This is a genomic window from Methylobacterium sp. Leaf125 (genome assembly GCF_001423085.1).
GTDB lineage: Bacteria > Pseudomonadota > Alphaproteobacteria > Rhizobiales > Beijerinckiaceae > Methylobacterium.
Map to the genome: position 1 here is coordinate 414,823 of NZ_LMNU01000012.1, position 16,050 is coordinate 430,872.

Genomic DNA, 16,050 nt, shown 5'->3' on the forward strand with positions numbered 1-16,050 from the left:
GAACTCCTCCAATAACGGCGCAGATCGCATCAGAACAGTCCGGATCCCCCCCCGGGAATGTGCTGCATCTGAGTTACGCATTCTCCTGCCGACGAGACCGTCCATGCTGCCTGCCCCCGCCGGATTCCACCGCGCCATCCTCCTGGGCGCGACCTTCCTGGGGACGGGGAGCCTCGGCCTCGCGGATGCGGCCTCGGCCGAGGACGCCGCCATCACCCTCGACCAGCTCCACGTCGTCGGAAGCCCGGGCGAAAGCGTCGGCTACCTGACCACCCGGACGCGCAGCGCCACCAGGACCGACACAGCCCTGATCGACACGCCGCAATCGGTCACGGTCGTGACCCAGCAGCAGATCCGCGACCAGGGCATCCGGAGCATCGCGGACGCGGTCCGCTACGTGCCGGGCGTGGTGGCCCACCAGGGCGAGGGCAACCGGGACGACGTGGTGATCCGGGGCCAGCGCTCGAACGCCGACTTCTTCGTCAACGGCATCCGCGACGACGTTCAGTACTTCCGCGACCTCTACAACGTCCAGCGCATCGAGGTGCTGAAAGGTCCCAACGCGATGATCTTCGGGCGCGGCGGCGGTGGCGGCGTGATCAACCGGGTGCTGAAGGAGGCGGACGGCGTGCCGGTCCGCGAGGTGGTGGGGCTCGGCGGCGCCTATGGCGTGAAGCGCGTGGCCGTCGATGTCGGCGACCGGATCGGCGACAGCGTGTTCTTCCGCCTCAACGGGATGTTCGAGGACAGCGGTAGCTTCCGGAACTTCGTCGATCTGCGCCGCTACGGCGTCAATCCGACCCTGACCTTCCTGCTCGGCCCGGTCACGACGTTGAAGCTTTCCTACGAGTCTTTCCACGACGACCGCACGGCGGACCGGGGCATTCCCTCGCAGTTCGGACGGCCCTATCGCTACCGGCAGAACATCGCGACCTTCTTCGGCAATCCGGACCTCAGCCACGCCGGGGTCGATGCCCAGATCGCCACGGCGACCCTGGACCATGCCTTCGAATCCGGGATCGCGCTGCGCAGCCAGCTGCGCTTCGCCGACTACGCGAAATTCTATCAGAACGTCTATCCGAACATCGGCGCGGCCGGCTCGGTGAACGCCGCCGGCACCGCCCTGGCCCTGGCGGCCTACAACACCGAGTCGCTGCGGACGAACATCTTCAGCCAGAACGATGTCACCTACCGGTTCGAGACCGGCCTCCTGAAGCACACGCTGCTCGGCGGGTTCGAGCTCGGCCACCAGGAGGGCCTGACCCTTCGCCAGGACGGCGTCTTCGCCACCACCGGCACCCGGGCCCTGGTGGTCAACCCGCTCTCGCCGGTGAGCCGCGTCCCCGTCAGCTTCCGCAACGTCGCGAGCGGCGCCAACACCCGCTACGACCTCGGCCTCGCGGCCGTCTACGCGCAGGACCAGGTCGAGATCGGGCCGCACCTTCAGCTCATCGGCGGCCTGCGCTACGACCGCTTCGATTTCGCCGCCACGGACCGGCGCAGCACCATCACCCAGGCCCGCGCCGACGACCTGCTCTCGCCCCGCCTCGGCCTGGTGCTGAAGCCGGTCGAGGCGCTGGCCGTCTACGCCAGCTACAGCGTGTCCTACCTGCCGTCCTCCGGCGACCAGTTCAATGCCCTGACCCCGGGCCTCGCCATCGCCAAGCCGGAGCGGTTCGAGAACACCGAGATCGGCGTGAAGGTCGACGTCGCCCCGACGCTGCAGCTCACCGGCGCCCTGTACAACCTCGACCGCAGCAACCAGCGCCTCACCGACCCGAACAATGCCGGCTTCTTCATCACCAGCGGACAGACCAACACGCGGGGCGCCGAGATCGGTGCCAACGGCTACGTCACCGGCGGGTGGCAGATCGCCGGTGGCTACGCCTTCACCGATGCCCGCATCGTCAAGGGCTTCAACATCGGCGGTACCTCCGTCCGACCCGGCAACCAGGTCGGCCTCGTCCCCTTCAACGCCGTGACCCTGTGGAACAAGTTCGACGTGACCGAGGCGTTCGCGCTCGGCATCGGCTTCGTTCACCAGACGCACAGCTTCGCGGCCTCCGACAACACCGTGCGGCTGCCGGGTTACAGCCGCGTCGACCTCGGCTTGTTCTATCAGGTCACCGATGGCGTCCGGGCCCAGCTCAATGTCGAGAACCTGTTCGACCGCGGCTACATCGCCACCGCCGACGGCAACAACAACATCAGCCCCGGCGCCCCGCGCCTGATCCGCGCGCAGGTGGTGGCCCGCTTCTGAGGCGGTCGCCACCCCGGCGCGCGGTCGCGGCTTCCGGGACGGCCTGCGAGGTGTGGCATCGCCGCAACATGCCTTGCCGGATCATCCCACCCTGGAATATTTCCAGGATTAAAAGCCGATACAGTTTTGCCGAATGTTGCGAGGATGTTGGCTCACTGTTTCGAGCGCTTCTTAGAAGCCCTTTAAAACAAAGGTCAGGAAACGCCGCCGCGCTCGCTTGATCCTGTCTTAGCCGACCTTCAAGGGGGGTACCACGCCCCGTGACTGAATTCGGGGACGCAAAATCAACAAGACACGGTCAGTCGAGCGGACGGTACGATCATGAACATTGGAGCAGCATCGCGTTTCCTCGCCACCCTCCTGTGCGGGACGGCGCTGGCGACGACGGCCCGGGCGCAGCCGGCGCTCCTGCCCGAGGGCACGGCCGTCACCCTCGACCAACTCAGCGTCGAGGGCGTTCGCGGGAACACGGTGGGGTACCTGACCCGCGCCACGCGCAGCGCGACGAAGACCGACACCCCGCTCCTCGACACCCCGCAATCGGTGACCATCGTCAGCCAGGAGCAGATCCGGGACCAGAACTTCCAGAACCTCACCGACCAGCTGCGCTACGTGCCCGGCGTGATCCCGGCCCAGGGCGAGAGCAACCGCGACGAGGTCGTCATCCGCGGGCAGAAGACCAACGCGGACTTCTTCGTCAACGGCGTGCGCGACGACGTGCAGTACTTCCGCGACCTGTACAACATCGAGCGGATCGAGGTGCTCAAGGGCCCGGATTCGCTGATTTTCGGCCGCGGCGGCGGCGGCGGCGTGATCAACCGCGTGCTCAAGGAGGCCGACGGCCTGCGCGTGCGCCAGGTCGTGGCGGGCGTCGGCCAGTTCAACCAGAAGCGCGTGGCCCTCGATGTGGGCGACCGGATCAGCGACAGCGTGTTCTTCCGCCTCAACGGCGTGTTCGAGGACAGCCAGACCTACCGCCAGTTCGGCGCGTTGCAGCGCTACGGCATCAACCCGACGATGACCTTCCTGCTCGGCCCGGCGACCACGCTGAAGCTCTCCTACGAGTTCTTCCACGACGACCGCTTCCCCGATCGCGGCATCCCCTCGCAGAACGGCCGGCCGTACAACTACCGCAACAACATCCGCACCTTCTTCGGCAACCCGGACGTGAACACCACCCGGGTCGATGCCAACATCGCCACGGCGACCCTCGACCACACGTTCGAGTCCGGCGTCCAGATGCGCAACCAGCTGCGCTTCGCCGACTACAATCGCTTCTACGCCAACACCCTGCCGGGCGCGCCGGTCAACGCCGCCGGGACCCAGGTGCCGATCACCGGCTACCGCAACGAGACCGACCGGACCAACTACTTCAGCCAGAACGACTTCACCTACAAGTTCCTCACCGGTGACGTGAAGCACACCCTGCTGGCCGGCTTCGAGCTCGGCTACCAGGAAGGCCTCGCCTTCCGCCAGACCGCGTTCTTCAACACCGGCAGCAGCCTCGTCACCAGCGTGGTGGTGAATCCGATGGCGCCGATCACCCGCGCGCCGGTGACCTTCCGCAACAACGGCACCACGGACGCCAACTTCCGCTACGACCTCGGCCTGGCCGCGGCCTATGCCCAGGACCAGATCGACCTGAACGAGTACGTGCAGATCGTCGGCGGCCTGCGCTACGACTACTTCGACTTCTCCTCGCAGGGCCGCGTCACCGGCCTGACCAACGAACGGGTCGACAACCTCGTCTCGCCGCGCGCCGGCATCGTGATCAAGCCGCTGGCGAACCTCGCCTTCTACGGCAGCTACAGCGTCTCCTACCTGCCGTCCTCGGGCGACCAGATCGGCAGCTTCACGCCGGGCCTCGCCATCGCCAAGCCGGAGGGCTTCCAGAACCTCGAAGTGGGCGTGAAGGTCGACGTCACCCCGACCTTCCAGGTCACCGGCGCCCTGTACAATCTCGACCGCACCAACCAGCGCCTGGCCGACCCGAACAATGCCGGCTTCTTCATCCTGTCGGGCCGGACCAACACGCAGGGCGCCGAGATCGGTGCCAACGGCTATCTCACCGACTGGTGGCAGATCGCCGGCGGCTACGCCTTCACCGATGCGCGGATCGACAGCGCCGTGTCGACGACCATCGTGAAGGGCAACACCGTCGGGCTGGTGCCGTTCAACAGCGTCTCGCTCTGGAACAAGTTCGACATCACGCCCGAATTCGGCCTTGGCATCGGGGTGATCCACCAGACCCACACCTTCGCCACCTCCGACGACACCGTGCGGCTGCCCAGCTACACGCGCTTCGACCTGGGGCTGTTCTATCAGGTCAGCGAGTCGGTCCGGGCGCAGGTGAACATCGAGAACCTGTTCGACCGGCGCTACATCTACACCGCCGACAACAACCAGAACATCACGCCGGGCGCGCCGCGCACGATCCGGGCGCAGATCATCGCGAAGTTCTGATCCACACCAAACTCTGATCCCGGCCAAGTTTCGACGCCGGTTCAGATCGGAGAAGCGGACCGCGGCGGTGCGGGCGGGTGGGTTACTCCACCCGCTGCCAGCCGGGGCCCATCAGGCGTTCCTGCGGGGTGAAGCGGGCCTTGTAATCCATCTTCCGCGAGCCCTCGACCCAGTAGCCGAGATAGAGATAGGGCAGGCCGAGATCGGCGGCGCGGCGGATGTGGTCGAGGATCATGTAGGTGCCGAGCGAGCGGTGCGCCTCGGCCGGATCGTAGAACGAGTAGACCATCGACAGGCCGTCCGCGAGGACGTCGGTCAGGCAGAGGGCGACGGTCGGCCCGGTGCCGCGCCCGTTGATCGCGGTGTCGGGTCCGCGCCGTCGATAGCTCACCAAGTGGGTGTCGACGTGGCTGTCCTCGATCATCATGGCGTAGTCGAGCACGGTCATGTCGACCATGCCGCCGTCGCCGTGGCGGGCGTCGAGGTAGCGCCGGAACAGGGCGTACTGCTCGGAGGCCGGGCGGTTGGGCTCCGGAGCGCCCACGAGGTCGGCGTTGCGCTGGAGGATGCGGCGCTGGCTGGCCGAGGGCCGGAAATCGGACACCACCACCCGCACCGAGATGCAGGCCCGGCAGGATTCGCAGGCCGGCCGGTAGGCGATGGTCTGCGAGCGGCGAAAGCCGCCCTGCGTCAGGATCTCGTTGAGGTCGCGGGCGCGGCGCCCGACCAGGTGTGTAAAGACCTTCCGCTCCTCCTGCCCAGGCAGGTAGGGGCACGGGGAGGGCGCCGTGAGGTAGAATTGCGGGGTGTCCCGGGAATGGCTCGTCACGCTTGTCTGTCGCTCGCCGCGCGCCGGGTGCGCACAGCGCACCCCGAGACTTGAGTGTATCCGCAACGCGGGCCGGCTCAACACCCTCCCGGGGTTCCGCGACAATTTCGTGCGAAACCGTGCGTCTGAATCTTGGCGCCTCGAACGTGGCGCCGGAAACTTCCCTCGTCTTGTTCAGCCGCGAACGGCCGCGTCGACGGTGACTTTCGGTGACGGCGAAGGCGACCGCGTCAGCCGGCCCGCACCACCGCGAGGCCGAGGAGCAGGTCGTGGCCGAGGCGACGGTCGGCCCGCACCAGGCCGATGCCGACATCGAGCATCCAGAGCAGGAAGGCCGAGGCCACGGCCACGTAGAACAGCAGCGCGTGGATCGCGGCGGTGAGGTAGTCGACGCGGGCGCCGCTCTCCGGCGCGACCACGCGCAGGCCCATCATCCGCATGCCCCAGGTGCTCTGGCCCCGGCCGCCGACCGTGATCGCGCTGTAGAGGATGCCGCTGGCCGGCAGGATCGCGAACAGGGTCCAGCCCAGCCCGAAGGTGAGGGCGCCGATCACCGTGATCACCAGGGTGAGCAGGGCGGTGAACCCGAAGATGAACAGGATGTCGAGGAGGTAGGCCATGAAGCGCGCGCCCAGGCTGCCCCGGACATGGGGCACCGGGAACTGGGGGGCGTAGCCGGTCTGGAAGCGATCGGCGTAGGGGCTTTGCGTCTCGCGCATGGGGCGCTCCTGGATCGCGCTCGCGGACGGAGCGGCGACGTTCTGAGCGGAGAGATGGGCGTGCGCCCGACGAGACTCAAGCCGGCACCGCGAGATCGACGCGTCCGCCCAACTCAGTGCGTCAGGCGGTCGGCCGGCACCGGCTGGACGCCCGGGTCCGCGGCGGCGGCCTCCGGGGTCTCGAGGTAGTAGTGGCGCAGCAGGAACAGGCGCGCCCCGTTGACCGGCCCGCCCTCGGTGGCGAGGCCGAGGAGTTCCGCGCCGGGACCGAAGCTGCAGGTGACCCAGCGCTGGCGCGCGGCCTGGCCGGGCCGCCCCGCCACCGCGTAGTCGACGCGGAGTTCGTCCGGCGTCGCGCCCGCGCCGATGCGCAGGAGCTTCACCGCGGTCTCGGGCGGTGCGAGCGCGGGTACGACCCGTCGGCAGATCAGGGCGCGCTGCCGATCGACCGAGCTCTCGCAGCCGCCGAGGGCGAAGAGGCCGAGGAGGGCGACCCCGCCGGCAAGCGCCGCGCGGAGGCCGCGCGCGGTGGACCCGAGGCTCACGCGCCGGCGCGCAGCCGCTCGGCGACCCGCAGCGCGTAGTAGGTGAGCACGCCGTCGGCGCCCGCGCGCTTGAAGGCCAGCAGGCTCTCGACCATGGCCCGCTCGCCGTCGAGCCAGCCGTTGCGGGCAGCGGCCTCGATCATCGCGTACTCGCCCGAGACCTGGTAGGCGAAGGTCGGCACCGCGAACTCGTCCTTCACCCGGCGGATGATGTCGAGGTAGGGCAGGCCGGGCTTCACCATGACCGAATCCGCCCCCTCCGCGAGGTCGAGGGCGACCTCCCGGATGGCCTCGTCGGAATTGCCCGGGTCCATCTGGTAGGTGCGCTTGTCGCCGACCAGGGCCGCCTGGGTCCCGATGGCATCCCGGAACGGGCCGTAGAAGGCGCTCGCGTACTTGGCCGCGTAGGCCATGATCTGCACGTCGCGGAAGCCCGCCCGGTCGAGGCCGGCCCGGATCGCGCCGACGCGCCCGTCCATCATGTCGGAGGGCGCGATGATGTCGGTGCCGGCCTCCGCCTGGATCAGGCTCTGCTCGACCAGGAGGGCCACGGTCTCGTCGTTGAGGATCGCGCCGTCCTCCAGCAGGCCGTCATGGCCGTGGCTGGTATAGGGATCGAGGGCGACGTCGGTCATGATGCCGAGCTCGGGCACCGCCGTCTTCACCGCCCGGACCGCCCGGCAGACGAGGTTGTCCGGATTGAGCGATTCCGAGCCGGTGGGATCGCGCAGGCTCGGCTCGGTGTAGGGGAAGAACGAGATCGCCGGGATGCCCGCGCGGGCAGCCTTCTCGGCGTCCCGGACGATCTCGTCGACGCTGAGGCGCTCGACACCGGGCATCGAGGCGATGGGCTCGCGCCGGCCCGACCCCTCGATCACGAAGAGCGGCCAGATCAGGTCGTCGACCGTGAGGGTATTCTCGCGCACGAGGCGGCGCGACCACTCGGCCTTGCGGTTGCGGCGCGGGCGCTGCGTGATGCCGAGGGCCACGGGGCGAGCGGCTTCCTGGGCCGTCTCGACCGCCAGGGGACGCGGGGTCGCGAGTTCGTTGGTCATCGTGGGCGCACTCGATCGTTTTCGGCCCGGGCCGTGGCCGGGAGAGACCCTAGCGGGGAGAGCCCCTGGCCGGGAGGGGCCCTGGCCGGGGCGGGCGAGCACGGGCCTAACACATCCGGAAAAGCCTCCGAAACCCGTGATGCCGACGCAGGGATGGCGGGTCGACCTGCGCCATCGACCTGCACCGTCGACCCGTGCCGTGCGCACAGACGAAGCGCCTCCGGCGACGCCCCTCCGATTGACGCCCAGCGCCAAAACCTCGTCTAAGCAGGCGGTCCAGGCTGGAGACCCCTGCCGGAGGCGGGAGAACCCATGGCAGATTCGGGCGAAGCGGAGATCCTGTTCGAGCGGCGCGGGGCGGTGGGCCTCGTGACGTTGAACCGGCCGCGCGCCCTGAACGCCCTGTCCCTGGCGATGCTCGGGGCGATGCAGGCCCAGCTCGACGCCTGGGCCGGTGACGCCGCGGTGACGCGGGTGGTGCTGCGCGGCCGGGGCGGACGAGCCTTCTGCGCCGGCGGCGACATCCGCCAGCTCTACGCCCTCGCCAAGGCCGGCGCGCATGCCGCCGTCGATGCCTTCTGGCGCGCCGAGTACGGCCTCGACGCCACGGTGCAGCGGTACCCGAAGCCCGTGGTCAGCCTGATCGAGGGCCTGGTCATGGGTGGCGGCAACGGCATCTCGGTCCATGGCAGCCACCGGGTCTCGTCGGAGCACTACAGCTTCGCCATGCCGGAGGTCGGGATCGGCCTGTTTCCCGATGTCGGCATGACCTACGTGCTGCCGCGCCTGCCCGGATGCACGGGAACCTACCTCGCCCTGACCGGCGCCCGCATCGGACCGGGCGATGCCCACGCGGTGGGTCTGGCCACCCACCACGCCGCGGCGGCGGATTTCGACGAAATCGTCGACGGCCTCGCCTCCGGCGGGCCGATCGAGGCGCTGCTCGCCGACCGAGGCCGACCGGTGCCGGATCCGGAGACTCTGGTCGCAGCCCGGGCCGTGATCGATGCCTGCTTCTCGGCTGCTACGGTCGTGGAGATCCTGGCGCGCCTCGAGGCGGACGGCTCTGCCTTCGCCACCGGGACGGCCGCCCTGATGCGCACGCGCTCGCCCACCAGCCTGGTTCTGGTGCGCGAACAGATGCGCCGCGGCGCCGCTTCGAGCTTCCCCGAGGCGATGCTGACGGAATACCGGATGGTCAGCGCCCTGATGCGCGGCCACGACTTCTTCGAGGGCGTGCGCGCGGCCGTGATCGACAAGGACGGCGCGCCGGCCTGGAAGCCCGCCAGCCTGGACGCCGTCGACCCGTCGTCGATCGCCGGGGCCTTCGCGCCCACGGGCGGGCCGGAACCGACCTTCGGCGGATCGCCCAAGTCAGGATCCATGTCGTGATCCCAGTCATGAGAAGAGGTCCGGCGTGCGCGGATTGACGAAGGTCCCTGGCTCCCGCGAGATCCGCGGACGCAATCAGGACGCCGGTGCCGACCGGATCGAGCGTGCGCCCCAGGTGCCACAGACCGGCTGGGACGTGGTGCTGGTCTGGTTCATGCGCCTCACCGCCCTGTTCTGGCTGGCGAAGGCCGTCGCCACCTGGGCCGGCATCCTCGACATCCTGCCCGGCGGGCGCCCCTTCGAATCGGAGACGCTCGGGCGCCAGAGCGTGATCGTCTACTTCGCGGTGATCGACCCGATGGCGGCGGTCGGTCTCTGGCTCACCAGCGCCTGGGGCGGCGTGGTCTGGCTGCTGGCCGCCACCAGCGCGCTCACGCTCGCGGTCCTGACCCCGCAGCTGCTGCCAATAGCCCCCGTATACCTGGCAATACAGGCGGGAATTATTGCGTTGTATTTTATCTTGTCTTTCCTGGCCGCGCGGGAAATCCGGTAAACGCCGGGTTACGACGTTCGCTTCATCTTGCATTTACCGAGAGAGGTAAATCGCAAATTCATCCTATCGCTTAAACCGTCTTTCATCTGGGACTTCTAGGTTGGCTTCATAAGCGGTGGCGAAGAACACCGGCCCTGAAACACAGAAACCTGAAGAGGCCCATGATGAAGTCCCAGGCTGCAAAGGTTAGCAAGACCGAAACCGCTCCCGAGGCCGCTCCGGCACATGGCTCGTATCTTGAGGCCCTGCACCTCGTCGAGCGCCTGCACCGCCGCCTCCTCGACGTGATCAAGGACGAATTCGAGCGCCGCGACCGCGAGGACGTCAACAGCGTCCAGGCCCTGTTGCTCTACAACATCGGCGACAAGGAGCTCACCGCGAGCGAGCTGCGCACCAAGGGCTACTATCTCGGCTCGAACGTGTCCTACAACGTCAAGAAGCTCGTCGAGGCAGGCTACCTCCACCACGCCCGGTCGAAGACCGACCGCCGCTCGGTCCGCATCAGCCTCACCGACAAGGGCCGTCAGGTCCACGACATCATCCAGAGCCTGTACGACAAGCACGCCCGCACCATCCAGCCGATCGGCGGGATCTCGGACGACGATTTCGGTCGCCTCAACACCGCGCTCAGCCGCCTGGAGCGCTTCTGGACCGACCAGATCCGCTACCGCCTCTAGGACCGGATCGCGCGATCGCAGCATCGCACAAGCCCGGCTCGCCGGGCTTGTTCGCGTTCCGGGGTCCCCGTGAGGGCGTCCCGCTCCGTCAGGAGCCCGCGTGCTCGGCCGATTCCTCGCCCGCCGGCTTGCCGTCGTCCCGGGCACGGTGGAGCATGAAGATCGCGAACACCATCGTGAGGATCAGGCCGGCGAGGACGCCGAGCTCGATCATCGAGGCCTGGAACAACGCCTGCTTCTCCGGCGACCAGTCCTTGGCGTGGGTGATCTCCGACGATTGCAGGGTGATGACCAGAACCCGTCGGATCGAGGCGATCAGGCCGACGATGAGGAACGGCTCGCAGGTGAGCTTGCCCGAGCGCATCGACACCCGCACCGTGTGCAGGATCTCGATCAGCATCAGCAGGAACAGCAGCCGGTCCACCACCTCGAGGATCTGGTCGGCCCCGCCCAGGTGGCGCAGGGCTTCCCAGGTCAGCGCGGTGGCGTCGACCAGGGCGACGAGGGCCGTGAGGGCGAGGAGCACGCCGAGGGCCGCGTAGATCGCGTGCTCGGTGTGCAGGAAGACGAAGCTCGCCGCACGCGTGAGCCGGCCCTGATCGTCCCGGTCGTCGGACATGACGCGCTCCCCCCTCTGTCGGGTCGATCAGACAGGATCGACGGGCGGGCGTCCAGCGCGGCCACGCTCCGGGACCGGCCCGGGCGGAGCGCCCGCGACGGCCGGGGCGTTCACGACCGCGTCAGCGCCGCAGCATCGACGGTCGCAGCGGCGCAGGCCGGCTCACAGCATGTCCTCGACCCGGATCGGCAGCGACCGGATCCGGCGGCCCGTGGCGTGGAACACCGCATTGGCGATGGCGGCGTTGACGCCGATGATTCCGAGCTCGCCGAGACCCTTCAGGCCGAGGGGATTCACGGCGTGGTCCGGGTCCGGCACGAGAAGCGCCTCGACCTCCGGCGCATCGGCCGCGGTGGCGACGAGGTACTCGGCCAGGTCCGCGTTCCGGTAGTGGCCGCGGTCGAGGATCGTCTCCTCGAGAAGCGCCGAGCCGAGGCCCCAGATCATCCCGCCGGTGAGCTGGCTCCGGGCGGTCAGCGGATTGAGGACCCGGCCGGCCGCGAAGGCGCCGAGGAGCCGCGGCACCCGGATCTCGCCGGTTTCGTCGTGAACCCGCACCCGCGCGAACTGCGCCCCGAAGGCCCAGGACAGGGCCTTGCTGCCGGCCCCCGTGCCGAGGGCCATCTTGCCCGCCTCGATCGCCTCCAGGGCTTCCGGCCCCGACCCCTCGGGGGTGAAGGCCGCCACGGTCTCGATCCCGTTCGAATCGAGGCTGGCAACGAGCGCCCGCAGCGGACAGGCCCGCCCGTCCGGCGCGACGAGACCGCCCGCCTGCAGGCGCAGCGTCGCGGGATCCGCCCCGGCCAGGGCACCGGATGCGATGGCGGCGGAGGCCAGGCGCGCCCGAAGGGTCTCGCAAGCCTGGGCCAGGGTGTGGAGCAGGCTGGTCGTGGTGGAGGAGCCGCCCGAGAGCCCCGCCGCCGGCAGCGCCGTATCGCCCAGGCGGACCGTGACGGCCTCGGGCGCGGTGCCGAGCCACTCGGCGGCCCCGAGGGCGAGCAGCGTCGTGATCCCGTTGCCGATCTCGTGGTGGGCGGTGGCGACGGTGACGCGGCCATCGGCCGTGAGGTGGATCCGCAGGGTGGCGGGGGAGATCTTCACCGGCCGGGCCGAGGCGGCGCAGCCGAATCCGATCCGCCACGGGCCGTCGCGCATCCGCCCCGGTTCCGGATCGCGGGTCGCCCAGCCGAAGGCTTCCGCCCCGGCATCGAAGCAGGCCATCAGCGGGCGCGAGGAGAACGGCTTGCCGGAGATCGGATCGGTGGCCGTGTCGTTGCGCCGGCGCAGGGCGATGGGGTCGATCCCGAGGGCGACCGCCATCTCGTCGACGGCGCTCTCCAGGGCGAAGAGGTAGGGCACCTCGGGCGGCGCCCGCATCGGCCCCGGGGTGTTGCGGTCGACCCGCACGGCACGCTCGTCGGTGCGGACGGCCGGGCAGGCATAGAGGCTCGCGGTGACGTCGGTGCCCTCCATGGCGAAGGGATCGAAGCGCGAGGCGATGACCGCGGCCTCGTGCACGAGGGCGGTGAAGCGCCCGTCCGCGCGCGCGCCGAGGCGGATGTCGTGCCGGGTCTCGGGCCGATAATTGGCGATGGTGAAACCGTCCCGCCGGCTCGCGACCAGGGAGACCGGCCGACCGAGGGCGCGGGCCGCCAGGGCGACCGGCGCCGTGTACTGCGCCAGGGCGAGCTTCGCGCCGAAATGGCCGCCGATCAGGCCCGAGACCACCCGGATGTCGGCCGGGTCGAGGCCGAGCTGCGCGGCGAGGCCGTGCCGGACCGCGCCGATGTAGCGCGACGGCTCGTGGACGGTGAGGCGCGGGCCGTCCCAGGCGCAGGTGGTCGTGAACAGTTCGATCGGGTTGTGGTGCTGGATCGGCGTGGCGTAGTGCGCGGCCACGGTGACGTCCGCCCGCGCCAGGGCCGCGTCGGCGTCGCCGATCCGAGGGTCGTGGTGCTCCGGCTTCAGGTCGGCCAGGCGCACGACCTCCGCCCGCGGCGCATCGAATCCGTCGGCGAAGGCCTCGGCCGCGTAGTGAACCCGGGTGCAGGCCGCCGCGGCGCGGGCTGCCTCGACGGTCTCCGCCACCACCAGGGCGACGATCTGACCGGCATACGCCACCATGTCCGAGCCCAGGGGCAGGTGACTGCTATTGGCGTAGCCCCCGGCCATGAGGTGCTTCACCGGCCGGATCGCGCCGGCGAAATCCCGATGGGTGAAGATGCGCAGGCAGCCCGGGACCGCCTGCGCCGCCGCGAGGTCGAAGCCGGTGATCCGTCCGCGCGGAATGGGGCTGGTGACCAGAGCGGCGTGGGCGAGGCCCGGCAGGCGGGTGTCCGAAGCATAGACGGCCGTGCCCGTGACCTTGGCGCCCCCCTCGACACGCGGATGCGGATGCCCCAGCCAGATCGGGCGATCGGGCAGGTCGGTCGGTCTCGCCATCGGGCTCTCCTCGCCTCACGGCAGGAGTAACCGCAGGGCCGGGCCGGGCGATCCGGCCGCGACCGCGAGTCGCTCAAGCGCCCGCGGTGCGGTGCGACGGCCGGCCCTCAGGCCAGGAAGGGACGCAGGTGGTTCAGCACCAGCTCGGGGGCTTCCTCCTGCAGCAGATGCCCGCAGGGGAGGGCGTGCCCCTCCACCCGGTCGGCCTTCCCGCGCCAGGTGGCGGCGACGTCGTAGAGTTCGCCGACCGTGCCTCGCGCACCCCAGAGGGCGAGGAGCGGCGCCGTGACCCGGCGTCCGGCCGCGTCGTCCGCGGCATCGTGGTCGAGGTCGATGCCGGCCGCGGCGCGGTAATCCTCGCAGATCGCATGGATGCTGCCGGGCGCCTGGTAGCAGCGCAGGTATTCCCGGATCATCGCCTCGCTCGGAATCCCGGGCGTCCGGCTCTGGCCGGCGAGGTGGTGACGCAGATAGGCCTCCGGATCGGCGCCGATCATCCGCTCCGGCAGGGGGGCGGGCTGGATCAGGAAGAACCACCAGAAGTAGCGGGTCGCGAAGGCGCGGTCGGTCCGGGCGTACATCGTCTGCGTCGGTGCGATGTCGAGGACGGCGAGGCGGTCCACCGCGGCGGGGTGGTCGAGGGCCAGGCGATGCGCGACCCGGCCGCCGCGGTCATGTCCGACGACCGCGAAGCGCGCGTAGCCGAAGGCCCGCATCAGCGCGATCGCATCGGCCGCCATGGCCCGCTTGGCGTAGGGGGCATGATCGGCCGCCGAGTCCGGGCGCTCGGAATCGCCGTAGCCCCGCAGGTCGGGGGCCACGACGGGATGGCCCAAGTCACGCAGCCGGGGCGCGACAGCGTGCCAGGTGGCGTGAGTCTGGGGATGACCGTGCAGCAGCAGGACCGGGAGACGGTGCCCGCCCGGCGACAGGGCGACCCGAAGGCGCAGGTCGGGCAGCGTCGCGTCGGCGAGGTCGAAGCCCGGCAGGAACGGACATGGCCCACGGCTGAGGAAGTCGATCGGCGGCATGGTGTCCCCGGAAACGTCACTGAGAAGGTGGGCCCGCCCCGGCACGGAACCGGTTCCGAAGCGCCGGCGGGTGTCCGGCACCGCGCGCGACGCCGCGGTGCCAGGCAGCGGGACGCCCCGTGGCGCGGATGCCGCGGGCTGCGTGCGTCGACGAGTCTGCCGCGCTCTGGCCCGGCCGGCAATTGGGCCCGCTCGGCAATCGGGCGCGGCCGGGTCGGCGCGATCGCGCGCCTCAGCCCTTCCAGTTCTTCAGGGCCCCGAACGGGGTCAGCGCCGGATCGGCCGCCGGCGGGTTCAGCACGGGCTCGACCTGCGCGATGGCGTCCGCCAGGGAGAAGGCCGAGCCGCTGGTCAGCTTGCCACCGGCGGCATCCTTGTGCCCGCCGCCGCGAAAGCGCCGCGCGCCGTCGAGGGCGGTCTCGTTGTTGGAGCGGAAGGACATCGTGCCGGCCCGCTGCACGTTGAGGACGCGCTTGGCCCGGCCGCTCTCCATGATGAGGTCCGAGACCCGCTGGAAGGTGCCGGAATCGAGCCCGAAGGACATCAGCGTGCCGTCCGAGAGGGGATGGAACAGGTCCGAGCGGGCGAGCACCCGGGCGATGCGCATGCGGGTGGTGAGGGTGCGGTCGTCCTCGGCATCCTCGGCGAGGTAGCCGTCGAGGATCGCCTTGCGCAGGGCCGGCACCTGGCCCTCGATCACGGCCGGGGAGGCGCCGTCGCCGAGGAGGCGGGCCGCGCCGAGGAGGAGGTCGCCGACGAACCGGTCGTGCCAGGGATGGCCGATCGGCACGAGGTTCGAGACGTTGTCCCAGAACATCTCGTCGAGGCTCAGGCCGCTGCGGAAGGCCGGCCGGTCCTTGCGCCACAGATCCACGGCATCGACCGCCGTCACCAGGGCGCCGAGGATCGGATCCTCGCCGCTCTCGCGGGTCGCGTAGAGGGCCCGGTGCTCGTAGGCCATCCGGGTGGCGCAGCAGGCCTCGTCGATGAGCACGACGAGGTTCGGATCTTCCAGGTCGAAGCGCTGCAGGCTCGGCGTTGCGGGATCGGCCAGCGGTGCGAGGCCCTGCTCGCGCAGCTGGTCGACCGAGGAGGCGTGGTGGTCGAGGACGACGAGCCGGTGGCGTGCCTCGGGCTCGCGGCGGCGGTTCAGGGCGGCGAAGTTGCGCAGGAAGGTGACGGCCACCGCCTCCAGGCCGAGATCGGTCATCACGATCATTTCCGGGGCGGACGCCTTGCCGAGGCGCTTCAGTTCGGTCTCGACCACCGGCCCGACATCGGAATAGCGCGGCACGTGCACGATGCGGGCGACCTCGGCGAACTGGCCGACCACCGTGGAGGCGCCGTAGCCGTCGAGGTCGTGGTGGGTGATCTGGGTGATGTTCAAGAACCTGTCCTCGGGCGAATCGCGAAGCACGGGCTTCGTGTGTCCTGGGCGCCCTTATGCGGCACGCCCCGGTTCGCGGCGAGCCCCCCGCGCGGTGAGCCCCCTGGTTCGTCCCTGCTCGGCTGCGTCGGTTTCGCG

13 protein-coding genes are annotated in these 16,050 nt (G+C 70.0%); 5 read left to right on the forward strand and 8 right to left on the reverse strand.

All coding sequences use genetic code 11. The features are described 5' to 3' along the window. The first annotated feature begins 103 nt into the window (after window positions 1-103). The gene (locus tag ASF58_RS13050) at window positions 104-2,260 is read left to right on the forward strand and encodes a TonB-dependent siderophore receptor (protein WP_082513043.1); all 2,157 of its coding nucleotides are present in this window, start codon (window positions 104-106) and stop codon (window positions 2,258-2,260) included. Window positions 2,261-2,581: 321 nt separating this feature from the next. Continuing rightward, entirely contained in the window at window positions 2,582-4,723 is a 2,142-nt protein-coding gene (locus ASF58_RS13055; RefSeq protein ID WP_055952653.1) for a TonB-dependent siderophore receptor, read from the forward strand. Window positions 4,724-4,805: 82 nt separating this feature from the next. Here the strand turns inward: ASF58_RS13055 and ASF58_RS13060 are convergent, their stop codons facing one another. From ASF58_RS13060 to hemB, 4 genes are all read right to left on the reverse strand, one after another. Continuing rightward, window positions 4,806-5,552: an arginyltransferase gene (locus tag ASF58_RS13060; RefSeq protein WP_055952656.1), complete on the reverse strand. Its 747-nt coding sequence runs from the start codon at window positions 5,550-5,552 to the stop codon at window positions 4,806-4,808. 230 nt (window positions 5,553-5,782) lie between these two features. Continuing rightward, complete coding sequence (locus tag ASF58_RS13065; protein WP_055952659.1) at window positions 5,783-6,271, reverse strand: RDD family protein; 489 nt, start codon at window positions 6,269-6,271, stop codon at window positions 5,783-5,785. A gap of 113 nt (window positions 6,272-6,384) precedes the next feature. Then, entirely contained in the window at window positions 6,385-6,816 is a 432-nt protein-coding gene (locus ASF58_RS13070; protein WP_055952663.1) for a hypothetical protein, read from the reverse strand. Beyond that, window positions 6,813-7,871, reverse strand: coding sequence for a porphobilinogen synthase (hemB, locus tag ASF58_RS13075; RefSeq protein WP_055952666.1), 1,059 nt, complete (start codon window positions 7,869-7,871; stop codon window positions 6,813-6,815). Before hemB ends, ASF58_RS13070 begins: the two co-directional genes overlap by 4 nt. 312 nt (window positions 7,872-8,183) lie before the next feature. Between hemB and ASF58_RS13080 the strand changes: the two genes are divergently transcribed. The 3 genes from ASF58_RS13080 to ASF58_RS13090 all read left to right on the forward strand — a co-directional run bounded on the left by ASF58_RS13080 (window position 8,184) and on the right by ASF58_RS13090 (window position 10,433). Then, entirely contained in the window at window positions 8,184-9,263 is a 1,080-nt protein-coding gene (locus ASF58_RS13080) for an enoyl-CoA hydratase/isomerase family protein (protein WP_055952668.1), read from the forward strand. Window positions 9,264-9,288: 25 nt separating this feature from the next. After that, window positions 9,289-9,756 (forward strand): DUF6163 family protein, encoded by a 468-nt coding sequence (locus ASF58_RS13085; RefSeq protein WP_055952671.1) that lies wholly within the window; start codon window positions 9,289-9,291, stop codon window positions 9,754-9,756. Between the two features lie 164 nt (window positions 9,757-9,920). Beyond that, window positions 9,921-10,433 (forward strand): winged helix DNA-binding protein, encoded by a 513-nt coding sequence (locus ASF58_RS13090; protein ID WP_055953756.1) that lies wholly within the window; start codon window positions 9,921-9,923, stop codon window positions 10,431-10,433. Between the two features lie 88 nt (window positions 10,434-10,521). On the opposite strand, the gene ASF58_RS13095 is transcribed toward ASF58_RS13090, so the two are convergent. The 4 genes from ASF58_RS13095 to ASF58_RS13110 all read right to left on the reverse strand — a co-directional run bounded on the left by ASF58_RS13095 (window position 10,522) and on the right by ASF58_RS13110 (window position 15,912). After that, window positions 10,522-11,052, reverse strand: coding sequence for a phosphate-starvation-inducible PsiE family protein (locus ASF58_RS13095; RefSeq protein WP_055952674.1), 531 nt, complete (start codon window positions 11,050-11,052; stop codon window positions 10,522-10,524). A 162-nt stretch (window positions 11,053-11,214) separates the two neighbouring features. Next, window positions 11,215-13,494 (reverse strand): xanthine dehydrogenase family protein molybdopterin-binding subunit, encoded by a 2,280-nt coding sequence (locus tag ASF58_RS13100; RefSeq protein ID WP_055952677.1) that lies wholly within the window; start codon window positions 13,492-13,494, stop codon window positions 11,215-11,217. 107 nt (window positions 13,495-13,601) lie between these two features. Beyond that, entirely contained in the window at window positions 13,602-14,525 is a 924-nt protein-coding gene (locus tag ASF58_RS13105) for an alpha/beta hydrolase (protein WP_055952680.1), read from the reverse strand. Between the two features lie 232 nt (window positions 14,526-14,757). Continuing rightward, the gene (locus tag ASF58_RS13110) at window positions 14,758-15,912 is read right to left on the reverse strand and encodes a hypothetical protein (RefSeq protein ID WP_055952683.1); all 1,155 of its coding nucleotides are present in this window, start codon (window positions 15,910-15,912) and stop codon (window positions 14,758-14,760) included. Window positions 15,913-16,050: the final 138 nt, after the last annotated feature.